Genomic DNA, 26,020 nt, shown 5'->3' with positions numbered 1-26,020 from the left:
TGGGCGTTCACTACAGCCGCTTGCTGGAAGCCCTGGTCGATGCTTCGAGCGGGCGGGTCGGCGAACTGGCGATGCTCGACGACGCGCAGCGCCAGCAGATCCTCCACGACTGGAACGCCACCCAGACCGACTATCCACTCGAGCGCTGCGTACACCAGTTGATCGAAGCGCAGGTCGAGCGCTCGCCACAAGGCCCGGCCCTGGTCTTCGGCGGGCAGTCCCTGAGCTATGCCGAACTCAATGCCCGGGTCAACCGCCTGGCTCATCGCCTGATCGCGCTGGGCGTGCAGCCCGACGCACTGGTGGGCATTGCGGTGGAGCGTTCCATCGAGATGGTGGTGGGCCTGCTGGCGATCCTCAAGGCCGGCGGCGCCTACGTGCCGCTGGACCCGGACTACCCGGCCGAGCGCCTGGCCTACATGCTCGAAGATAGTGGCGTGAAGCTGCTGCTGAGCCAGTCGCACCTTGACCTGCCGCTGGCCGAGGGCGTGCAGCGCATCGACCTGGATCGGCTTGACGGCGGGCTGGAAAGCCAGGCCGAGCACAACCCTGAAGTAGCGCTGGGCGGCGAGAACCTCGCCTATGTGATCTACACCTCCGGCTCCACCGGCAAACCCAAGGGCGCCGGCAACCGCCATTCGGCGCTGACCAACCGCCTGTGCTGGATGCAACAGGCCTATGGCCTGGATGCCAGCGATACAGTGTTGCAGAAGACCCCGTTCAGTTTCGACGTGTCGGTGTGGGAGTTCTTCTGGCCACTGATGACCGGTGCCCGCCTGGTGGTCGCGGCGCCGGGGGATCACCGCGATCCAGCGAAGCTGGTGGAGGTGATCAACCGTGAAGGTGTGACCACGCTGCACTTCGTGCCCTCGATGCTGCAGGCGTTCCTGCAGGACGACAAGGTGTCCAGCTGCAGCAGCCTGAAACGCATCGTCTGCAGCGGCGAAGCGCTCCCGGTGGACGCACAGCAGAATGTATTCGCCAGGCTGCCGCAGGCGAACCTGTACAATCTTTATGGGCCGACCGAGGCCGCCATCGACGTCACCCACTGGCGTTGCCTGGAAGAAGGCCGGGACGCGGTACCGATCGGCAGGCCCATCGCCAACCTGGCTTGCCACGTACTCGACGCCGACCTGCAACCGGTGCCGGTCGGCGTGCTGGGCGAACTGTACCTGGCCGGTGCGGGCCTGGCCCGGGGGTATCACCAGCGCCCGGCGCTGACTGCGGAGCGTTTCTTCGCCAGCCCGTTCGGCGATGGCGCGCGCCTGTACCGCACCGGAGACCTGGCCCGCTACCGCGGCGATGGCGTGATCGAATACGCCGGGCGTATCGACCACCAGGTCAAGCTGCGCGGCCTGCGCATCGAACTGGGCGAGATCGAGGCACGCCTGCTGGAGCACCAGTGGGTGCGCGAGGCGGCGGTACTGGCCGTGGAGGGCAAGTCTCTGGTGGGCTACCTGGTACTGGCCGAACACCCGTCCGACTGGCGTGATGCGCTGGCCACGCACCTGGCGCGGCACGTGCCGGAGTACATGGTGCCGACGCAGTGGGTCGACCTCGCGCAGATGCCGCTGAGCCCCAATGGCAAGCTCGATCGCAAGGCGCTGCCGGCACCCGATGGCGTTTTACAGGCCGACTATGCCGCGCCGCAGGGCGAGCTCGAAACGCGCATCGCGGCGATCTGGCAAGACATACTCGGGAGCGAACGGATCGGGCGCCACGACAACTTCTTCGAGCTGGGCGGCGACTCCATCGTCTCCATCCAGGTGGTCAGCCGCGCCCGGCAGGCCGGTATCCAGTTCACCCCCAAGGACCTGTTCCAGCACCAGACGGTGCGCAGCCTGGCGACGGTGGCCGAGGTCGGCGCGACGACCCTGCCGATCGACCAGGGGCCGGTCACCGGCGACGTCGCGTTGACGCCGGTGCAGCGTTGGTTCTTCGAGTTACCCATGACCGGGCGCCACCACTGGAACCAGTCGTTGCTGCTCGAGGCACGGCAACCCATCGAGCCGGAGTTCCTCGAACAAGCCTTACGAGCGGTGGTGAGTCATCACGACGCCCTGCGCCTGTGTTTCGTTTGTGAAGCAGGCCAGTGGCGTCAGTGGTATGCCGACGCCGATGACCACCACGACCTGCTCTGGCAGGGAGAAGACGGCGAGGTTTTCTACGACGAGGTGCAGCGCAGCCTGGATCTCGCCAGCGGTCCCTTGCTGCGGGCCGCATTGCTACACCGCCCAGGCGGTGGCCAGCGCCTGCTCCTGGCGGTCCACCACCTGGTGGTGGACGGGGTGTCCTGGCGCATCCTGCTCGAAGACCTGCAGGCCGCCTATCAGCGTCTGGCCGCGGGCCACGCACCGGCATTACCGGCCAAGACCAGCTCCTACCAGGCTTGGGCAGCCCGTCTGCAAGGGCATGGGCAAGCACAGCAGCAGGCGTTGGCCGACTGGCTGTCGCGCCTGGACGGCCCCGTGCAAGAGCTGCCGCAGGACGATCCCCAGGGTGGGTTGCTCAACGCGCAGGGCGCTGCGCTGGAAACCCGGCTGGATGCCGGGCTTACCGAGCGTTTGCTCAAGCACGCCCCAGCTGCCTACCGCACCCAGGTGAACGACCTGTTGCTCACGGCCCTGGCGCGCGTGCTGTGCCGATGGAGCGGCGGCGAATCGGTATGGGTGCAGATGGAAGGGCATGGCCGCGAAGACCTGTTCGAGGATATCGACCTGACGCGCACCGTTGGCTGGTTCACCAGCCTGTACCCGGTGAAGCTGACGCCAGCCGCCCAACTGCCGGACTCGCTGAAGGCCATCAAGGAGCAGTTGCGCAGTGTGCCTGACAAGGGCCTGGGCTATGGCCTGCTGCGCTACCTGGGCGACGATGCCAGCCGCCAGGCCCTGGCCGAGTTGCCGCAGCCTCGTGTCACCTTCAACTACCTGGGCCAGTTCGACGGTCAGTTCGATACCGGCACCCTGTTCGTTCCTGCGGGCAAAGGGGCTGGCCAGACGCAGGCCGCTGATGCCCCACTGGCCAATTGGCTGAGTGTGGAAGGCCAGGTGTACGGCGGCGAACTGTCCCTGCGCTGGGGTTACAGCAGCGCGATGTATCGGCAAGAAACCATCCAGCGCCTGGCCGATGAACTGGTGGATGAACTGCGTGCAGTGATCGAGCACTGCAGCAACGCGCGAAGCGTTGCGGTGACGCCCTCCGATTTCCCGTTGGCGACACTGACCCAGGCGCAGCTCGATGCATTTCCCCTGCCAGCGCGGAACATCGACGATATTTACCCGCTGTCGCCGATGCAGCAGGGCATGCTGTTCCACAGCCTGTACGAGCAGGCGGCAGGGGACTACGTCAACCAGTTGCGGGTGGATGTGCAAGGGCTGGACGTGGAGCGTTTCCGCGCAGCCTGGGAGGCGACGGCCGCCGCCCACGACATCCTGCGCAGTGCCTTCGTTTGGCAGGAACTCGAATCCCCGGTCCAGGTGGTGCACCAGCAGGTACAGGTGCCGTTCGCCCTGCATGACTGGCGTGGCCAGCCTTCACAGGCGCAGGCACTGGCTGCGCTGGGCGAGGCCGAGCGCAGCCAGGGCTTCGACTTGTCCCAGGCGCCGTTGCTGCGCCTGGTGCTGGTGCGCACCGATGCGCAGATTCATCACCTGATCTACACCCACCACCACATCCTCATGGACGGCTGGAGCAACGCGCAACTGCTGGGCGAGGTGCTGCAACGCTACGCGGGGCAGACGCCGCAGGCGCCGGTGGGTCGCTACCGCGACTACATCGCCTGGCTGCAAGGGCAGGACAAGGCGGCCAGCGAGGCGTTCTGGCGGGAGCAACTGGCCGAGCTCCAGGAGCCGACCGTGCTGGCGCAAGCCGCTGCAGGTAGTGGCGAGGTGCGTGTCGAAAGCGGCCATGTTCTCAAGCATTGCTCACTTGATGCCGTACGCACTGCTCGCCTGAATGCATTCGCCCGTGAGCAGAAAGTCACCGTCAACACCCTGGTGCAAGCCGCGTGGCTGTTGCTGCTGCAACGCTACACCGGCAACGCTTGCGTGGCGTTCGGCACTACCGTGGCCGGGCGTCCGGCGGAGCTGGTGGGCATCGAGCAACAAGTCGGCCTGTTCATCAACACCTTGCCGGTAATCGCCGGATCGCGCCCGGACCAGAGCGTGGCTGCGTGGCTGGCTGCCGTGCAGGCGCAGAACCTCTCGCTGCGCGAGTTAGAACACACGCCGCTGGCGAACATCCAGCGCTGGGCCGGTCAGGGCGGTGAGTCGCTGTTCGACACGCTTCTGGTGTTCGAGAACTTCCCCATTTCCGAAGCGCTGCAACACGGCACTGCCCAGGGCGTGGTGTTCGGCGAAGTCGCCAATCAGGATCAGACCCACTATCCGCTGACCCTCGGCGTGACACTGGGCGACACCCTGGCGCTGCACATGAGCTTCGACCAGATGCATTTCAGCGTCGCCACCGTGGAGCGATTGAGCGTGCAATTGTTGCACCTGCTGGAGCAGTTCGCGGTCAGCGCCGAGCGTCGTCTCGGTGAAATCGCCCTCGCCACTGCCGAGGAGCACGCACGGCAGCAGGCGCAAAACCATCCTCAGCCGTATCCGCTCGATCTGCTAGTGCACCAGCGTTACGCACGGCTAGCGGTGCAGCAACCGGATCGCACCGCCGTCATCTTTGATGGCAAGCATTACAGCTATGGCGAACTGGACGCCCGGGCCAACCGTCTGGCCCATGCGCTGGTGGCGCGAGGCGTGCGTGCCGAAGTGCGGGTCGGCGTGGCGATGCCGCGCAGTGAAGGCCTGATTGTCGCCTTGCTGGCAGTGCTCAAGGCCGGCGGCGCCTATGTCCCGTTGGACACCAGCTACCCGCGCGAGCGTCTGGCGTACTTGATGCGGGATTCCGGGCTGGCGCTGTTGCTGACCGATTCTCGGGTGTCGGCGCAACTGCCAATCGACGACGTACTGAGTGTGCTGGAGCTGGATCGTCTCGACCTCAACGGCCATTCGGTGCAGGCGCTGGAGGTGGCGCTAGAGCCGGACAATCTGGCGTACGTGATCTACACCTCCGGTTCCACCGGCAACCCGAAGGGGGTCAGCGTCACCCACGGGCCGCTGGCGATGCATTGCCAGGCCATTGGTGAGCGTTATGAAATGCGTGATAGCGACTGTGAGTTGCATTTCATGTCGTTCGCCTTCGACGGAGCCCACGAGCGATGGCTGACCAGCTTGACACACGGCGGTTCGCTGTTGATCCGCGATGACAGCCTGTGGACGCCGGAGCAGACCTACGATGCGATGCTCGAACATGGCGTTACCGTGGCCGCGTTCCCGCCAGTTTACCTGCAACAGCTGGCCGAACACGCCGAGCGCGTCGGCAATCCGCCGGCAGTGCGCATCTATTGTTTTGGCGGTGATGCAGTGCCCAACGCGAGTTTCGAGCGGGTCAAGCGGGCACTGAACCCGGCCTACATCATCAACGGCTACGGGCCGACCGAAACGGTGGTTACCCCGCTGATCTGGAAGGCCGGTCGCGAAGTCCCTTGCGGCGCCGCGTATGCACCGATCGGCAGTCGCATCGGCGACCGCAGCGCCTACGTGCTCGACGCCGATCTGAACCTGCTGCCGCAAGGTATGGCCGGCGAGCTGTACCTCGGTGGCAGCGGCGTGGCCCGTGGTTATCTGAATCGTCCAGCGATGACCGCCGAGCGTTTTGTGGCGGACCCGTTCAGCGCGACCGGTGGCGTGCTGTACCGCACCGGCGACCTTGTGCGTCAGCGTGCCGACGGCAGCTTCGACTACCTGGAGCGCATCGACAACCAAGTGAAAATCCGTGGTTTCCGCATCGAACTGGGCGAGGTCGAGGCGAGCCTGCAGGCCCTGGAGGGCGTACGCGAGGCGGTGGTGGTGGCCCAGGAAGGCGAGGCCGGCAGCGGCAAGCGCCTGGTGGGCTACGTCGTCGCCAGCGACGACGCGGCCGGTTTCTTCGAGGGCTTGCGCGAGCAGCTCAAGGCCAGCCTGCCGGCGCACATGGTGCCGGCCCATCTGATGCGCCTGGAGCGCCTGCCGCTGACGCCCAACGGCAAGCTCGACCGGAAAAATCTGCCCCGCCCGGATCTCAACCAGCTGCAGCAGCCCTACGTGGCCCCGCAGAACGAGCTGCAACGGCAGTTGGCGCGGATTTGGGAAGAGGTGCTCAAGCTGGAGCAGGTCGGCCTGAACGACAACTTCTTCGAGCTCGGCGGTGATTCGATCATCTCCATCCAGGTGGTCAGCCGCGCGCGTCAGCTGGGCGTCCGTCTCACCCCGAAAGACCTGTTCCAGCACCAGACCATCCAGGCGCTCGCCAGCGTGGCACGCCAGGGCGAAGCGACCCTGGCCATCGATCAGGGGCCGGTGCGCGGCGAGTCGCCGCTGCTGCCGGTGCAGCGGATGTTCTTCGACAACAACATCCCCCAGCGGCATCACTGGAACCAGTCGGTGATGCTCAAACCGACCCGCCCCCTGCAGCCGGAAGCGCTCGAGCGGGCCCTGCAACACCTGGTGGAACACCATGACGGGCTGCGCCTGACCTTCAGAGAAACCGAAGTGGGCTGGACTGCCCGCTACCAGGAGCCGCAGGCCCAGGGCGAAGCGCTGCTGCAACAAGCCCGAGTCGCCGACGCCCAGGCGCTGCATGAGCTGGGCAACGCCGTGCAGCGCAGCTTGAGCCTGCAACAGGGCCCCTTGCTGCGTGCACTCCTGGCCACCCTCGATGACGGCAGCCAGCGCCTGCTGCTGGTCATTCATCACCTGGTGGTGGACGGCGTGTCGTGGCGCATTCTGTTCGAAGACCTGCAGCTCGCCTATCGCCGCATCGAAGGTCGCCAGACGGTCGCGCTGCCGGCCAAGACCAGCTCTACCAAGGATTGGGCCGAGCAGTTGCAGGCCCATGCCCGGAGCACCGCCATGCAGGCGGAGCTGGGTTACTGGCTGGCGCAGCTGCAGGGCGCCTCCGTGTCCCTGCCGTGCGACCACCCGCAAGGCGCCCTGACCCACCGCAATGCCGTGGCGGTCCGTCGCCGCCTGGATGCCGGGCTGACCCGCCGCCTGCTGCAAGAGGCCCCGGCGGCCTATCGCACCCAGGTCAACGACCTGCTGCTGACGGCGCTGACCCGTACCATCGCCCGCTGGACCGGTGAAGCGAAGGTGCTGGTCCAGCTCGAAGGGCACGGACGTGAGGACCTGTTCGACGCCATCGACCTGACCCGTACCGTGGGCTGGTTCACCAGCGTGTTCCCGGCCCGGCTGAGCGCCGAGGGGGACCTCGGGGCCTCGCTCAAGGGCATCAAGGAACAGCTGCGGGCGATTCCCAACAAGGGCATCGGTTTCGGCGTACTGGCCCACCTGGGAGAGCCCCGAGCCCGCGTCGCGCTGGGCCAGTTGCCCGTGCCGCGCCTGACCTTCAACTACCTGGGGCAGTTCGACGGCAGCTTCGATGAGGCCGATACCGCGCTGTTTGCCCCGACCGCGGAGTCGGGGGGCGAGGAGGTCGACCTGGAGGGGCCACTGGGCAACCAGCTGGCCCTGGACAGTCAGGTGTTCGGCGGCGAGCTGGACCTCAGCTGGACCTTCAGCAGCGCTCTGTTCGAGGTCGCCACCATCGAGCGCCTGGCCGATAACTACCAGAACGAGCTGCGTGCGCTGATCGAGCATTGCTGCAGCGCCGCGAACCAGGGCGTGACCCCATCTGACTTCCCCCTGGCCCGCCTGACCCAGAGCCAGCTGGATCGCCTGCCCATTGCGCCAGCGTTGATTGAAGATGTGTATCCCCTCTCGCCGATGCAGGCCGGGATGCTATTTCACAGTCTGCTGGAGCGCGAAGCCGGTCACTACATCAACCAGATGCGGGTTGCAGTCGAGGGGCTGGACGTCGAACGTTTCAAGCGTTCCTGGCAGGCGGCGGTCGACCGCCATGAAGTGTTGCGGGCCAGCTTTGTCGAGGCCGGTGGTCAGCCGATACAGGTGATCCGCAGGCAGATGCAGATGCCATTCGTCGAGCTGGACTGGAGCACACGCTGCGACCTGGAGCAGAGCCTGGACGCCTGGGCAGAGGAGGATCGTGGCAAAGGATTCGACCTTCACGGTGACCCGCTGCTGCGGGTGGCAGTGATTCGTACCGGCAGTGATCGTCATCAGCTGATTTACACCCATCACCATATTCTGCTCGACGGCTGGAGTAGCGCGCGCTTGCTGGGCGAGGTTTTACAGGGTTACTCAGGAAGCCCGATCGAGCAGGGAGGCAGCAGCCGTTACCGGGACTACATCGATTGGCTGCAAAGACAGGACGCATTGGCTAGCGAGAACTTCTGGAAGCACCAACTCAGCTCGCTCGACGCGCCGACTCGATTGTCTCAGGCGATTCGGCACATCGATCAGTTGGCCTGTTCCGGCTATGGCGACTACCGACAGACCTTGGACCGCGAACAAACGCGAGCCCTTGATGAGTTTGCCCGCAACCAACGGGTCACTCTCAATACGTTGATTCAGGCCGCGTGGTCATTGCTGTTGCAGCGTTACACCGGCCAGCAGAGCGTTGCCTTCGGCACTACGGTGGCAGGGCGCCCGGCCGATTTACCTGGCGTGGAGGAGCAACTGGGGCTGTTCATCAATACCCTGCCAGTCGTAGTGGCTGCGCAGCCCGAGCAACAAGTGGGGGTATGGTTGCAGGCGCTTCAGGCGCTGAATCTGAGGCTACGTGAGCACGAACACAGCCCGCTGTACGAAATCCAACATTGGGCTGGTTGGGGGGGCGAGGCGCTGTTTGACAGCATATTGGTGTTCGAGAACTATCCCGTATCACAAGCCCTGCAACAGGGAGCCCAGGATGGACTGGTGTTTCAGGACGTCAGGAATCACGAACAAACCAACTACCCGTTGACCCTACTGATCGAGCAGGGGCAAACCCTGACGATCCATTATGGCTATAACCGCGAGCACTTCAGTGACGACGGCATACAGCAGATTGCCCGCCACGTCGGCAATCTGCTGGGCGCGCTCGTTCGCGACGATCAGGTTTGTCTTGGCGAGCTGATGCTGCTGCAAACCGGGGAACAACAGCGCCTCGTACAGCAGCCGAACCGCGCGGCGGTGAGCTATCCGAATGATCAGAGTATCCACCGCTTGATCGAGATACAGGCGCAACAGCGGCCGGAGGCCATCGCGTTGATGTTCGGCGAGCAAGCGCTGAGTTATCGCGAGCTGGACCAGCGTGCCAACCGCTTGGCGCATCGCTTGCGCGCGCTCGGTGTGGGGCCGGAAGAGCTGGTGGGTATTGCGGTCGAACGCAGTCCGGAGATGGTGGTAGGGCTGCTGGGCATCCTTAAAGCAGGGGGAGCCTATTTGCCGCTGGACCCGCACTATCCTCGAGAGCGTCTGGCCTACATGCTGCATGACAGTGGCATCCGTTTGCTGCTGACGCAGGCCCATCTGCTACCCACACTGGCGATCCCCGAAAACGTCGCTTGTCTGGATTTGGTGTGGCGCGATGACTGGTTGGCGGGTTACCCCGAAACCAGCCCGGACAATCTGGTGCAGCCGCAAAGCTTGGCCTATGTGATCTACACCTCCGGCTCCACCGGCCAGCCCAAGGGGGTATGTGTCGCCCATCGGGCTTTGGCAATGCACTGCCAGGCGGCCGCCGATATCTATGGCGTGTCCATGGACGACTGCCTGCTTCAGACCGCATCCATCAGCTTCGATGCCGCAGCTGAGCAGATTTTCATGCCGCTGATCCAAGGCGCGCGGATCGTGTTGGTTGATATCGCCAACTGGGAGCCAGAGCGCCTGGTTGACGAGGTACAAAGCCGTCAGGTGTCCGTGCTCGACCTGCCGCCCGGCTATGTGCAGCAGTTAGGTGATCTGGGCAGCAACCCCCTCAAGGTCAGGAGCTGCATCCTCGGCGGTGAGGCTTGGGATTTACGGTTGATTGAGAGTAACCCGGGGCTGCAGGCACAGCAGTGGTTCAATGCTTATGGGCCAACCGAAGCCGTCGTCAGTCCGTTGATTTGGCCGGTGGACAGGACGCGGGTGTTCGCTGGGGGCTATGCCCCCATAGGGCACCCCGTCGGCGCGCGCCGGGTCTACCTGTTGAATCAATGGCTGGAGGTGTCACCCCGGCATGTGGCTGCGGAGCTGTATATCGGTGGCGCGGGACTGGCGCGGTCTTATTACGACCGCCCGGCACTGACGGCAGAGCGCTTTATTCCCGACCCGTTCGACCAGCAGGGTGGCGGCCGGTTGTACCGGAGCGGTGATCTGGCGCGTTACCGTGATGACAGTGTGATCGAGTATTTAGGGCGTATTGACCAGCAAGTGAAAGTGCGCGGTTTCCGTATTGAACTGGGCGAGATCGAAGCGCAACTGCTCGCCCATCCGCTGATCCGTGAGGCGGCGGTCGTCGCCCAGGAAGGCCCCCTGGGCAGCCAGCTGGTGGCCTACCTGGTGCCCCACGAGGCTCTGGAGGTTGCGCAGCTGCGCAGCCAGCTCAAGGCGACCCTGGCGTCGGTGCTGCCCGGCTACATGATCCCCGCCCATTGGCTGGTGCTCGACCGCTTACCCCTCACGCCCAACGGCAAGCTCGACCGCAAGGTGCTACCGGCGGTGGATGCCAGCCAGATGCAGGCCGCGTATGTCGCGCCGCAATCGGAGCTTGAGCAACAGGTCGCGGCAATCTGGCAGAAGGTGCTCACCGTGGAACGCATCGGTCTGAACGATCACTTCTTCGAACTCGGCGGGCACTCGCTGCTGGCGGTCAATGTCGTGTCGCGCATCGCCCTGGAACTGGGCCTGACGTTGACGCCGCAACTGTTATTCCAGCACCCCGTCCTGAGCGACTTTGTCGCTCGACTCCATACCGGAGGTGGGGTAGCCAACGAACAGAAACTGCACAAGCTGGAAGCCCTGCTTGACGATATGGAGGCGTTCTGATGGACACGAGTGTTGCGTTGAGGATTGCCAAGCGCTTTATCACTCTGCCGCTGGACAAACGTAGGCTCTACCTGGAAAAGATGCTCGAAGAGGGCGTCTCGCCGGCCAACCTGCCGATTCCGGAAACGCGCTCAAGCTTCGAGGCGATCCCGCTGTCCTACGCCCAGGAACGCCAGTTGCTCCTATGGCAGATGGACCCGCACAGCACCGCCTACCACATTCCCAGCGCCCTGCGTTTGAAGGGCACGTTGGATGTCGCAGCGCTGGAGCGTAGTTTCAACGCGGTGGTCGCCCGCCACGAAAGCCTGCGCACCAACTTCGTCGAGCAGGGTGAAACCTTCTGCCAGAAGATTCACGCTCAGATGCCGTTGACCGTCGAGACGCTGGCGTGCGGCAAGAGCGCCGACGTCTCGATCAAGGCTTTCGTCGAACAGCAAACCGCGCGGCCGTTCAACCTGCAACAGGGCCCATTGCTGCGGGTGTCGTTGCTCAAGGTCGGCGAAGACGATCATGTGCTGGCGCTGATTCAGCATCACATCATCTCCGATGGCTGGTCGATGCAGGTGCTAGTCGGCGAGCTCATCAAGCATTACGCTGCCGATACCAGCGGCCAGTCCCTGAACCTGCCTCCGCTGGAGGTGCAATATGCCGACTACGCGATTTGGCAGCGTCACTGGCTGGAGGCTGGCGAGCGTGAGCGGCAACTGAAATACTGGATCGACACCCTCGGCGGCGAACAGCCGGTGCTGGAGTTGCCGATCGATCATCCGCGCCCAGCGGTGCAAAGCTTCCGTGGTGCGCGCCTCGATTTGAATCTGCCGATGGCACTGGGCGATGCCCTCAAACAACTGGCCCAGCGCGAAGGCGCGAGTCTGTTCATGGTGTTGCTGGCGTCGTTCCAGGCCTTGCTGCACCGCTACAGCGGGCAGTCGCAGATCCGCGTCGGCGTACCGACCGCCAACCGCAACCGGGTGGAAACCGAAGGCCTGATCGGCTTCTTCGTCAATACCCAGGTGCTGAGCGCGGACGTCCACGGGCAACTGACGTTCAATCAATTGCTGACCCAGGTCAGGCAATCGGCGATGGCGGCCCAGGCGCATCAGGATCTGCCATTCGAGCAACTGATCGAAGCTCTGCAACCGGAGCGCAGCCTGAGTCACAGCCCGGTGTTTCAGGTGATGTACAACCACCAGGCAGTCAACGATCAAACCCAGCGTCAGAGCCAGGTGCAACTGCCGCAACTGAGCGTCGAGGACATCGTCTGGGACGGCCGCACCGCGCAGTTCGACCTGACCCTCTGCACTTACGAATCCAGCGAAGGCGTGGCGGCGGAGCTGACTTACGCCACTGACCTGTTCAAGCCCGAAACCATCGAGCGCCTGGCGCGCCACTGGCTGAACCTGCTGCACGGCATCGTCGCCGCGCCGAACCAGCGTGTCGGCGAACTGCCGCTGCTGGAAACCACCGAACATCAAGCGTTGTTGCAGGACTGGAAACGACTGGTCGATCACGCCGCGCCGACTCCGTGCGTGCAGCAACGCATTGCCCTGCAAGCCGAGCAGGCACCAGACGCCACCGCGCTGATCATCGGCGAAGACCAACTGACTTACGGCCAGTTGAACGCCCGCGCCAACCAACTCGCGCACAAGCTGATCGAACTGGGCGTCGGCCCGGATCGACTGGTCGGCATCGCCGTCGAGCGCAGTGTGGAAATGATCGTCGGCCTGCTGGCGATCCTCAAGGCCGGCGGCGCTTATGTGCCGCTGGACCCGGCGTATCCGGAAGATCGCCTGGCCTACATGATCGAGGACAGCGGCATCGAATTGCTGCTGACCCAGTCGCACTTGCAGACGCTGCTGCCGATCCCGGCCGGCCTTGCCACGGTGTTGCTGGATCAGCCGCAAGACTGGCTGGCGGCGTGCCCGACCACCGCGCCTGTGGTGGCAGTGAACGGCGAGCATCTGGCCTACACGATTTACACCTCGGGCTCCACCGGCAAGCCTAAAGGCGTGATGGTCCGCCACGTGGCCCTGAGCAACTTCGTCGCGAGCATGGTCGCGCAACCGGGCATCGCTGCGGCGGATCGCATGCTGTCGCTGACCACGTTCTCGTTCGACATCTTCGGCCTGGAAATCTACGGCCCGCTGCTGGCCGGCGCCGCCGTGGTGCTGACCGGCAAGGATGTGCATCAGGATCCGCAAGCGGTGCTCGAACTGATCGACCGTCACGGCGTGACCATGCTGCAAGCCACGCCTTCGACCTGGCGCATGCTGCTGGACAATGAACACGCCGCGATTCTCGACGGCCGTACCTTTCTCTGTGGCGGCGAAGCGCTGCCTCAGGAACTGGCGCAACGCATGCTGGCGCGCTCGCCGAAGGTCTGGAACCTCTACGGTCCGACCGAAACCACGATCTGGTCGGCGCTGCATCCGCTGAGCGTGGACAACAGCCGTCCGTTTCTCGGCAAACCGATCGACAACACGGCGCTGTACATCCTCGGCAGTGATCTGGAACTCAACCCGCTCGGCGCACCGGGTGAGTTGCTGATCGGTGGCGATGGCCTGGCACGGGGTTATTTCCAGCGTCCTGCGTTGACCGCCGAACGCTTTGTGCCGGACCCGTTCTCGACCACCGGTGAGCGCCTGTATCGCACCGGGGACCTGACCCGTTACCGCGCCGAGGGCGTAATCGAATACATCGGGCGGATTGACCATCAGGTGAAAATCCGTGGTTTCCGCATCGAACTGGGCGAAATCGAAGCACGCCTGCTGGCGCTCGACAGCGTGCGCGAAACCGTGGTCGTCGCTCAGGACGGCCCGACCGGCCCGCAACTGGTGGGCTACGTGGTGCCGGCGTCCGGCGAAGCGCTGGATGCCGACGGTGAAGCCGTGTTGCGTGCTGCACTCAAGGCCAGCCTCAAGGCTGAATTGCCGGAATATATGGTGCCGGCGCACTTGCTGTTCCTCACGCAACTGCCGCTGACTCCCAACGGCAAAGTCGACCGCAAGGCCTTGCCGGCGCCCGACGCCAGCCAGTTGCAATCGACCTACATCGCGCCGCAGACCGCCACCCAGCGCACCGTCGCCGAAATCTGGCAAGCGGTGCTGAAACTCGAGCAGGTGGGGCTTGGCGACAACTTTTTCGAACTCGGCGGCCATTCGCTGCTAGTGACCCAGGTCGTTTCGCGCGTGCGTCAGGCGCTCAACGTAGAGGTACCGCTGCGTACGTTGTTCGAGCACGGCACGCTGATTGATTTCGTCGCCGCCCTCGGCGTTGAACAGGTGCAGCAGGAACCGCCGATTGTTGCGCTGCCGCGTCTGCAACCGCTGACGCTGTCCTACGCTCAGGAACGCCAGTGGTTCCTCTGGCAACTGGAGCCGACCAGTACTGCTTACCATGTGCCGGCAGCATTGCGTCTGCGCGGTGAACTGGATCTTCCGGCGTTGCAGCGCAGCTTCGATGAACTGATCGCCCGCCACGAATCCCTGCGTACCTGCTTTGTCGAGGAGCAGGGCCAGACCCATCAAGTGATCCAGGCTCAGGCAGCGGTGGCGATCGCCGTTGAACGCATCGACAGCGAAATCGATGAATTCGCGCTACAAGCCCTGGTTGCCGAAGAGACTCTGCGCCTGTTCGACTTGCAGAAAGGGCCGCTGTTGCGGGTGAAGCTGCTGCGCCTGGCCGGCGATGACCACGCACTGATCATCACCCTGCACCACATCGTTTCCGATGGCTGGTCGATGGGCATCATGGTCAACGAGTTGGTGGCGTTGTATGCCGCGCAAAGCGAGGGCAAGACCGCGCAGTTACCGGCATTGCCGGTGCAGTACGCCGACTATGCGGTGTGGCAGCGCCAGTGGATGGACGCTGGTGAGCGCGAGCGCCAACTGAGTTACTGGATCGCGCAACTGGGTGACGGCGATCAGCCGTTGCTGGAACTGCCGACCGACCGTCCGCGTCCGCCGGAGCGAAGCTATCGGGGCGCGCGTCAGGACATTCCGCTGAGCGCGGAACTGGTCGTCGGCCTCAAGCAAGTCGCGCAGCGGGAAAACGTCACCCTGTTCGCGCTGCTGCTGGCGTCGTTCCAGACCCTGTTGCATCGCTACAGCGGCCAGGCCGACATTCGCGTCGGCGTGCCGGTGGCCAACCGCAACCGGGTCGAGACCGAGGGCCTGATAGGCTTCTTCGTCAACACTCAAGTGCTGAAGGCTGAGTTCGACAGCCAGCAGAGCTTCCGCAGTCTGCTGCAACAAGTGAAGAACACCGTGTTGGGCGCCCAGGCCCATCAGGATCTGCCGTTCGAGCAGCTGGTCGACGCACTGCAACCGGAACGCAGCTTGAGCCACAGTCCGCTGTTCCAGGTGCTGCACAACCACCAGAGCCAGGCCCGTCAGGCCGAAGGCGCAACGCGTCTGTCGAAGATCGAGATCAAAGGACTGAGCTGGGTGTCGCACACGGCGCAGTTCGACCTGACCCTCGACACTTTCGAGTCGACCGACTACGTCTGGGCCGAACTGACCTACGCCACCGACCTGTTCGACGCGGTCACCATGGCGCGTCTGGCGCAGCACTGGACGAATCTGCTGCACGGCATCGTTGCCGACTGTGCCCAGCGCATCGCCGAGCTGCCGCTGCATGACGCGGCCGAGCGTGAGGCCACGTTGTTACAATGGAACCCGACCGTGGCCGACTTTCCGGGCGAGGCGTGCCTGCACCAATTGATCGAAGCGCAGACTGCGGCTGCGCCGCAAGCGGTGGCCGTGACGTACGGCGAACAAAGCTTGAGCTACTTTGAACTCAACCGTCGTGCCAACCAGTTGGCCCACAAGCTGATTGCCAGTGGTATCGGTCCGGACGTGCGCGTCGGTCTGGCCGTGGAGCGCAGCCTGGAAATGCTCGTCGGGCTGCTGGCGATTCTCAAGGCCGGTGGCGCCTATGTGCCGCTGGACCCGACCTATCCTGAAGATCGCCTGGCCTACATGATCGGCGACAGCGGCATCGGCCTGCTGCTGACTCAGAGTCATCTGCTTGGCCGTCTGCCAGTGCCGGATTCGGTGCGCAGCCTGATGCTCGATCAGGAGCGCGACGGTCTCGAAGGCTACAGCGACAGCAACCCGCAGGTGTCCATGAGCCCGGACAACCTGGCTTACGTGATCTACACCTCCGGTTCCACCGGCCAGCCGAAAGGCACCTTGCTCGCCCATCACAACGTGCTGCGCCTGTTCAAGGCCACCGATGCCTGGTTCGATTTCGGCCCGCAGGATGTCTGGAGCCTGTTCCATTCCTACGCGTTCGACTTCTCGGTCTGGGAGATCTTCGGTGCGCTGCTGTACGGCGGAAAACTGGTGGTGGTGCCTTACGAGACCAGCCGTTCGCCGGAAGATTTCTACGCCTTGCTGTGCCGTGAAGGGATTACTGTCCTCAATCAGACGCCGTCGGCGTTCAAGCAACTGATGCAAGTGGCGTGCGCCCCGGAACACGCGGCAGCGCAGCCGTCCCTGCGCTACGTGGTGTTCGGCGGCGAGGCGCTGGAAGTCAAGAGCCTGCGCCCGTGGTTCGAGCGCTTCGGCGATCAGGTCCCGCGACTGATCAACATGTACGGCATCACCGAAACCACGGTTCACGTGACGTATCGCCCGATCTCGCTGGCGGACCTGCAACGCGATGCCAGCAGCCCGATCGGCGAGCCGATTCCGGACTTGTCCTGGTATTTGCTCGACGGTGACCTGAACCCGGTGGCCAAGGGTTGCATCGGTGAGCTGTACGTCGGTCGCGCCGGTCTGGCCCGGGGGTATCTGAACCGTCCGGACCTGACCACGCTGCGCTTCATTCCCGATCCGTTCGCCGCCGATGGCGGGCGCCTGTATCGCACCGGCGACCTGGCGCGCTATCGCGCCGACGGCGTGATCGAATACATCGGCCGGATCGACCACCAGGTGAAGATTCGCGGCTTTCGCATCGAACTCGGCGAGATCGAAGCGCAGCTGTTCGAACAAAACGCCGTGCGTCAGGCCGTGGTGCTGGCGCAGCCGGGCCTCAGTGGTCAGCAACTGGTGGCGTACCTGGTACCCAGAGATGCTGCATTGCTTGATGCCGACGCTGCTGAACAGGGCCAGTGGCGTGACAGCGTGCGGGCCGCGCTCAAGGAAAACCTGCCGGATCACATGATCCCGGCGCACCTGCTGTTGCTCGAGCAATTGCCATTGACCGCCAACGGTAAACTCAATCGCAGCGCCTTGCCGTCGCCGGATGCGAGTCAGGCACAACAGGCCTATCAGCCGCCGCAAAGCGAACTGGAACAGCGCCTGGCCGAGATCTGGCAGGACGTGCTGAAACTGCCGCAGGTCGGTCTGAACGACAACTTCTTCGAGCTGGGCGGCGATTCGATCATCTCGATTCAAGTGGTCAGCCGCGCCCGTCAGGCCGGCATTCGCCTGAGCCCCAAAGATCTGTTCCAGCACCAGACGGTGCAGCGTCTGGCTCTGGTCGCCCAGACCGGCGACAGCGAATTGACCATCGATCAGCAGCCGGTCACCGGCCCGGCGTTGCTGCTGCCGATCCAGCAGCAGTTCTTCGAGGATGAAATCCCCGAGCGTCACCACTGGAACCAGTCGGTGCTGCTCAAGCCGCGTCAGGCGCTGACGGCCGAAAAGGTCGAGCAAGCATTGCGTGCTCTGCTCATCCATCACGATGCCTTGCGCCTGAGTTTCCGTCAGCACGGCAGTGTCTGGCAGGCCGAACACCTATCGGTCGATGCCTTGCCGCAAGACCTGCTCTGGCAGGAAACCATTGCCGACATCGCCGATCTTGAAGACGTGGGTAACCGTGCCCAGCGCAGTCTCGACTTGCAAAACGGCCCGCTGCTGCGGGCGGTGCTGGCGAATCTGGCCGATGGCAGCCAACGTCTGTTACTGGTGATCCATCACTTGGCGGTGGACGGCGTGTCGTGGCGGATTCTGCTGGAAGACCTGCAAAGCGCGTATCAGCAAGCCAGCAACGGTCAGGCCTTGAGCCTGCCGGCCAAGACCAGTGCCTTCAAGGACTGGAGCGAGCACTTGCAGCGCCATACCAACAGCCCGGCAATGCACGAGGAGCTGGCTTATTGGCAGGCCTGCCTGGGCGACGTCAGCACTGACTTACCCTGCAAACGTATCGACGCCGGCCAGCAGAACCGACTGGCGCAAACCGTACAGACCCGCCTCAGCGCGGAGCTGACCCGGCAGCTGTTGCAAGAAGCCCCGGCGGCCTATCGCACCCAGGTCAACGACCTGTTGCTGACTGCACTGGCCCGGGTGATCGGACGGTGGAGTGGACAGCCGTCGACGCTGATTCAACTGGAAGGTCACGGTCGCGAAGAGTTGTTCGACGGCGTTGACCTGACCCGCACCGTGGGCTGGTTCACCAGCCTGTTCCCGGTGCGCCTGACCCCGGCTGAAGGGGCCGGGGATTCGATCAAGCAGATCAAGGGACAACTGCGCTCGATCCCGAACAAGGGCATCGGTTTCGGCGCGTTGCGTCACCTCGGTGATGGCCACGCGCAAAACAGCCTGAAGGCGTTGCCGGTTCCGCGTATTACCTTCAACTACCTCGGTCAGTTCGACGGTAGCTTCGAAGCCGATGACGGCGCGCTGTTCGCACCGGCTCCTGACAATGCCGGCCTTGAGCAAAGCCCGGAGGCGCCATTGGGCAACTGGCTGACCCTCAACGGTCAGATCTATGGTGGCGAATTGAGTGTCGGCTGGACCTTCAGCGAAGAGCGTTTTGACAGCGCCACCGTTGAAGCATTGGCCCAGGATTACACCGATGAACTGGCTGCATTGATCGCCCATTGCCTGACACCGGGCGTGGAAGGCCTGACCCCGTCGGACTTCCCGCTGGCCGGCCTGACGCAGGCACAACTCGACAGCTTACCGCTGCCGGCTCCGCAGATTGCCGATATCTATCCATTGTCGGCGATGCAGCAGGGCATGCTGTTTCACAGTCTGTACGAGCAGGCGACCGGCGATTACATCAATCAGGTTCGCCTGGATGTCGAAGGCCTCGACCCGCAACGTTTCCAGCAGGCCTGGCAAGCGGCGGTGGACAGCCACGACATCCTGCGTACCAGTTTCGTCTGGCAAGGCCAGGTGGCGCGTCCGGTGCAAGTGGTGCACAAGCAACTGGAAATGCCGTTCAGCGTGCTCGACTGGCGTGAGCGCAGTGCCGATCCGGTAGCACTGGATCAGTTGGCGGCCAGTGAGCAGGCGCAAGGTTTCGACCTGAGCCACGGCCCGCTGCTGCGTATGGTCGTGGTGCGTTTGGACGATCAGCGTTGCCACCTGATTTACACCAACCACCACATCCTTATGGACGGCTGGAGCAACTCGCAGCTGCTCGGTGAAGTGCTCCAGCGTTATGCCGGGGAAACCCTGCCGGCGCTGGCCGGGCGTTATCGCGACTATATCGAATGGCTGCAACGCCAGGACGCCAGAGTCAGCGAACACTACTGGACCGCGCAACTGGCCAACCTGCAAGAGCCGACTCGTCTGGCTCAGGCGATTCAGGCTCGGCGAGACGACGAGCCGCGTGAAGGTCATGGCGAGCGCTACGTGTTCATCGACGCCGAGCAGACCCGACGCCTGGGCGAGTTCGCCCGGCAGCAGAAAGTTACGCTCAACACCTTGATCCAGGCCGCATGGCTGCTGCTGTTGCAGCGCCTGACGGGGCAGGAAAGCGTAGCGTTCGGCGCCACCGTGGCGGGCCGACCGGCCGAGCTCAAAGGCGTCGAGCAGCAGATCGGCCTGTTCATCAATACTTTGCCGGTGATCGCCAGCCCGCGTTCGGACTACAGCGTTGGCCAGTGGTTGCAGAACGTGCAGGCGCAGAACATCGGCCTGCGCGAACACGAACACACGCCGTTGTTCGACATCCAGCGCTGGGCCGGGCAGAGCGGAGAAGCGCTGTTCGACACCATTCTGGTGTTCGAGAACTACCCGGTGTCTCAGGCCCTGGAGCAGGGCGCCCCTCAGGGGCTGCGTTTTGGCGGCATCGACAATCACGAGCAGACCAACTACCCACTGACCCTGGCAGTGAACGCCAGTGATGAGCTGTCGCTGCACTACAGCTACCAGCGTAGGCACTTCACCGATTCGGTGATCGAGCAATTGATTGCGCAACTGCACAATCTTTTGCAGCAAATGGTGCAATCGGGCGATGCCATGCTCGGCGCGCTGGATCTGCTCGACAGCGCCGGCCGGCGCTTGATGGTCGAGCAGTGGAACGCCACCGGCATCGACTATCCGCTGGAGCAGGGCGTGCACACGCTGATCGAGACTCAGGCCCGGCGTACTCCAGACGCACCAGCGCTGGTATTCGCCGGCCAGACCCTGAGTTACGGGCAGCTCAATGCCCGCGCCAACCAGTTGGCGCATGCGTTGATTGCACGCGGGGTCGGTCCGGATGTGCTGGTGGGCATGGCATTCGAGCGCAGCCTGGAAATGGTCATCGGCCTGCTGGCGATCCTCAAGGCCGGTGGCGCCTACGTGCCGCTGGATCCTGAATACCCGCGTGATCGCCTGAGCTACATGATCGCCGACAGCGGTATCGACCAGTTACTCACCCAGCCGCACCTGCTGGCCAGCCTGCCGATGCCCGACGGCTTACAGACCCTGTGCCTGGAACCGTCCGGCGCGGACTTTGCCGAGTTGCCGACGCATAACCCGCAGGTTGAATACGACGCCAGCAACCTGGCCTACGTGATCTACACCTCCGGCTCCACCGGCCTGCCGAAAGGCGCGGGCAACGCTCATCGCGCCCTGACCAACCGCTTGATGTGGATGCAGCAGGCCTATGCTCTGGACGCCAGCGACACCGTGTTGCAGAAAACCCCGTTCAGCTTCGATGTGTCGGTGTGGGAGTTCTTCTGGCCGCTGATGACCGGCGCCCGACTGGTGGTCGCAGCACCGGGCGATCATCGCGACCCAGCGAAACTGATCGCGCTGATCAATGCCGAGCGTGTCACCACGCTGCACTTTGTGCCGTCGATGCTGCAGGCCTTCCTGCAGGACGCCAACGTGTCGAGCTGCACCGGTTTGAAGCGCATCGTTTGCAGTGGTGAAGCGCTGCCGGTGGATGCGCAGGTGCAGGTGTTCGCCAAATTGCCGCAGGCCGGTCTGTTCAATCTGTACGGCCCGACCGAAGCGGCCATCGACGTGACCCACTGGACCTGCCGCGACGAAGGGCGCGACGGTGTGCCGATCGGTCAGCCGATTGCCAACCTGTCGACCTTCATTCTTGACAGCGGTCTCAATCCGCTGCCGGTGGGTGTGGCTGGCGAGTTGTACCTCGGCGGCATCGGTCTGGCGCGTGGCTATCACCGTCGTTCGGGATTGAGCGCCGAGCGGTTCGTCGCCAACCCGTTCGTAGCCGGCGAACGCATGTACCGCACTGGTGACCTGGCGCGCTATCGCGCCGACGGCGTGATCGAGTACGTCGGGCGCATCGACCATCAGGTCAAACTGCGCGGTTTGCGGATCGAGCTGGGCGAAATCGAAGCGCGCCTTATGGAGCACGCCGCCGTACGCGAAGCGGTGGTCGTTGCCCGTGATGTGCTGGGTAGCCAGCAACTGGTGGCTTACCTGGTGCCGAGCGATCCGGCGACTGCCGACGCAACCGATGCCGCGTGCAACGAATTGCATGACAGTCTGTCGACCTGGCTGGGCGCGAGCCTGCCGGATTACATGGTGCCGACGCACCGGAGGTGGCTGGCGCAGATGCCGCTGAGCCCCAACGGCAAGCTTGATCGCAAGCGTCTGCCGGCGCTGGAGTTCTCGGCGTCGCAGCAACATGTCGAACCGGTCAACGCGATCGAGCAAGCGTTGGTGCAGATCTGGAAAGAAGTGCTGGGCCTTGAGCGAATCAGTACCACCGACAGCTTCTTCGCCTTGGGCGGCGATTCGATCATCTCGATTCAGGTGGTCAGCCGCGCCCGTCAACAAGGCATCGAACTGAGTCCCAAAGACCTGTTCCAGCAGCCGACCATCCAGCAGCTGGCCGTGCGTGCCCAAGCTATCGAAGGTACACAGGCACCGGTGGCCGCGCTGGCCGATCTGCCGCTGCACGGTTTGAGCGAGGCGCAGATTGCCGAGCTGCCATTGCCGGAAGGGCAACTGGACGGGTTGTACCGCTTGTCGCCGATGCAGCAGGGTATGTTGTTCCTCGGTCTGAATTCGCCGGACGGCGACCTCTACGTCAACCAGGTGAGCATTCCGGTGCAGGGGCTGGAGCCAGCACGCCTCAGGGCGGCGTGGGAGGCGGTGAGCCGTCGCCACGACATTCTGCGCACCGGTTTCCTCTGGCAGGACATGGCCGAGCCGCTGCAATTTGTGCTCGCCGATCCGCAACTGCCGGTGAGCCTGCTCGACTGGCGCGATCAGGATCACTCGAAAGAAGCTTTGCAGGCACTGGCCGCCAGCGAACGGGCCAAGGGTTTCGACCTCGACCGTCCGCCACTGCAGCGTCTGACGCTGGTGCAGGTGGGCGAGGGCAGCTATCAGCTGATCTGGACCTATCACCACATCCTGATTGACGGCTGGAGCAGTTCGCAGTTGATCGGTGAAGTACTGGGCGAATATTCCGGACAGCCACTCGCCGAAGCGGTGCCGTACCGTCGCTACATCAACTGGCTGCAACAGCAGGATGCCAACGCCAGCGAAGGTTTCTGGCGTGAACACCTGAGCCTGCTCGACGAGCCGACCTACCTTGCCGACGCCGTGACGCGCACCGGCGAAGGTCGCGGTCATGAAGCGCTGTACAGCCGTCTCGGCGAAACCCGCACCGAACAGCTCAAAGCCTTCGCCCAGTCCCAGCAGATCACCCTCAACACGCTGGTGCAGGGGGCGTGGCTGATGCTGCTTAGCCGTTATAGCGGTCAGCGCTGCGTGGCGTTCGGCGCTACGGTGGCCGGGCGTCCGGCGAGTCTGCCGGCGTCGGAGTCGATCATCGGCCTGTTCATCAACACCTTGCCGGTGATCAAGGACGTGCCGGCCGAACAGGCGGTCGGCCACTGGCTGCGCGACTTGCAGGATTTCAACCTGGAAATGCGCGAGCGCGAATACACGCCGCTGTCCGATGTTCAGCGCTGGGCCGGGCGCATCGGGCAGTCGCTGTTCGACAGCATCATCGTGTTCGAGAACCACCCGATCGATCAGGCGCTGCGCGACTGGCGCGACGACTCGCTGAAGTTTGGCGAGAGCGCCAGCGCCGGCCTGACCAACTTCCCGATGGACCTGATGGTCACCCTCGAAGAAGGGTTGGTGATCGAGTACATGTTCCTGCGCGAGCACTTCGACCGGGCCACCGTGGAAGGCATTCGCACTAATCTGGAGGGGCTGCTGGTTGCGCTTACGCAAAACCCTGCGCAACCGCTGGGCCGTATCGGCCTGCCAACTGCGCAGGTGGCAGACTCGCCGGTGGTTGCGGTGCAGCCGCCAGCATTGGCGGTGCATCAGCGCATCGGTCAGTGGGCCGCGCAACGCAGCGAGCAAACGGCGGTGGTCTTCAACGATCAGGCATTCAGCTACGGCCAGATCGATGCGCGGGCCAATCGACTGGCCCACGCGCTGCTCGCCGAGGGGGTCGGCCCGGAAGTACGGATCGGCGTGGCATTGCCGCGCAGCGAGAACATGATCGTCGCGCTGCTGGCGATACTCAAGGCTGGCGCCACCTACGTGCCGCTGGATGCGACCTATCCTCGTGAGCGTTTGAGTTATCTGATGCGCGATTCCGGCATCGCACTGCTGCTCAGCGATTCGAGCCTGCGTCAGGTGATGCCTTCGCAAGACAACCTGCACGTGCTGGAGCTGGATCAACTGGACTTGAGCGCCCTGCCGAGTACCGCGCCGCAGGTTTCGGTAGAACCGGGCAACCTCGCGTACGTGATCTACACCTCCGGCTCCACCGGCCTGCCGAAAGGCGTCGGCGTGGCTCACGGGCCGCTGGCGATGCACTGCGAGGCGATTGGTCAGCGTTATGAAATGAGCGAAGCCGATTGCGAATTGCACTTCATGTCGTTCGCGTTCGACGGCGCTCATGAGCGCTGGCTGACCACCCTGACTCACGGCGCGCGGCTGCTGATCCGTGACGACAGCCTGTGGACCGCCGAGCAGACGTACAACGCCATGCATCAACACGGTGTGACTGTGGCAGCGTTCCCGCCGGTGTACCTGCAGCAACTGGCCGAACATGCCGAACAACACGGCAATCCACCGCCAGTGCGGGTCTACTGCTTCGGTGGTGACGCGGTGCCGGTGGCGAGTTTCGAGTTGGCCAAACGTGCGCTCAAGCCACAGTACATCATCAACGGTTACGGCCCGACCGAAACCGTGGTCACGCCGCTGATCTGGAAGGCCGGTGCCGAAGACGTCTGCGGTGCCGCCTACGCGCCAATCGGCAGCGTGGTCGGTGAGCGCGACGGCTACGTGCTCGACAGTGATCTGAACCGGCTACCGGTCGGTATCGCCGGCGAGTTGTACCTCGGCGGCGCGCTCGCCCGTGGTTATCTGGGACGCGCTGGCGGCACCGCCGAGCGCTTCGTGGCCAACCCGTTCAGTAGCGATGGCAGCCGTCTGTATCGCACCGGCGACCTGGTGCGCCAGCGCGCCGATGGCACGATCGACTACCTTGGCCGGATCGATCATCAGGTGAAGATCCGTGGTTTCCGTATCGAGCTGGGCGAAGTCGAAGCACGTCTCAAGCAGCAGCCGGATGTGCGCGATGCCGCCGTGGTCGCCCGCGAAGGCGTCAGCGGCAAACAACTGCTCGGCTATGTGCTGGCCAGTGTCGATGCGCCGGTGGACGGTCTGTGCGAACGCCTGCGCGAACAACTCAAGGCCAGCCTGCCGGACTACATGGTGCCTGCGCACCTGATGTTGCTCGAACGCATGCCGCTGACGCCGAACGGCAAGCTCGACCGCAAGGCCTTGCCGGATCCAAACGCCGAACAGCGTCAGGACTACGTGGCGCCACGCACCGAGCTGGAAAAAGCCCTGGCGAATATCTGGCAGGAGGTGCTGAAAATCGAACGTGTCGGCCTCACCGACAACTTCTTCGAACTGGGCGGCGATTCGATCCTCAGCTTGCAAGTGATCGCTCGCAGCCGGGTGCTCAAGTCCCAGGGACTGAGCCTGAAATTGCGCGACCTGATGCAGAAACCGAGCATCGCCGAACTGGTGGCCAGCGTTCAGGGTTCTGCCGAGAAGGCCTCAGGGCTGCTGGCGATGAACGCCGAGGTCAAGAGCCGGGCACCGTTGTTCTGCATCCACGCCGGTTTTGGCACGGTGTTCGACTACGAGCCGTTGGCCCGTCGTCTGAGCGGTCAGCGCCAGGTGTTGGCGATCCAGTCGCGGATGTTGCTCGACCCGGGCTTCAGCGATACGTCGCTGGAAAGCATGGCGGGTGATTACGTGGCACAGATTCGCGAGAAACAGCCGCAGGGGCCGTATCACCTGTTGGGCTGGTCGCTTGGCGGTACGCTGGCGATGCTGATGGCGGCGCGGCTTGAGCGGGAAGGGCAGCAAGTGAAGTTCGTCGGTCTAGTGGACAGCTTCGTGGCTTCGGCTGCGATCAATGCCGGGGCCGTGGATGACTGGCGAGCCGATCTGCGGGAGTTCCTGCAGGTCACTTTGCCTGACGCCGCGGACGTGGCCATCGATGGCGAGGAAACCGCACAGAACCTGCGTGCGGTGTTCAACGCTGCCATGGGCGCCGAGAATGAGGCATCGACCTACGTGGCGCTGGGGGCCGATGAACTGGCCCATGTGTTCAGCGTGGCGCGCCGGCTCAAGCAGTTGTCACTGCAGCTCGACCGCAGCCCGCCGCTGGCAGTGCAGCCGGCTTGCTGGTGGACGTTCGGCCGCGAGGAGGAAGCGGTCGAACTGGCAGCGCAACTCGAACAGCCGGGCATGGGAGGCGAATGGTTGGACTGCGGGCATTTCCAGATCCCGCGCGATGAAACTTTCCTGTCCGAGGCTGAAGAAATGCTCGGCGGGTTCGTTGAATCAGTAGCCATGTCCTGA

At 63.9% G+C, this 26,020-nt stretch carries 2 protein-coding genes (1 of these 2 cut by a window edge); both read left to right on the top strand.

What is annotated here, in order from left to right; genetic code table 11:
• Positions 1-10,967: the 3' portion of a non-ribosomal peptide synthetase gene (locus tag BVH03_RS16585; RefSeq protein WP_075962188.1), read on the top strand. The gene continues 1,387 nt to the left of window position 1, outside the view; only the last 10,967 of its 12,354 coding nucleotides appear in the window; its start codon lies off the left edge, out of view; its stop codon occupies positions 10,965-10,967.
• Positions 10,967-26,020: a non-ribosomal peptide synthetase gene (locus BVH03_RS16580; protein WP_083640081.1), complete on the top strand. Its 15,054-nt coding sequence runs from the start codon at positions 10,967-10,969 to the stop codon at positions 26,018-26,020. Before BVH03_RS16585 ends, BVH03_RS16580 begins: the two co-directional genes overlap by 1 nt.

Source organism: Pseudomonas sp. PA15(2017), assembly GCF_001945395.1.
Classification (GTDB): Bacteria; Pseudomonadota; Gammaproteobacteria; order Pseudomonadales; family Pseudomonadaceae; genus Aquipseudomonas.
The sequence above is the reverse complement of the archived record's forward strand: the minus strand, read 5'-3'. Positions and strand labels throughout refer to the sequence as shown.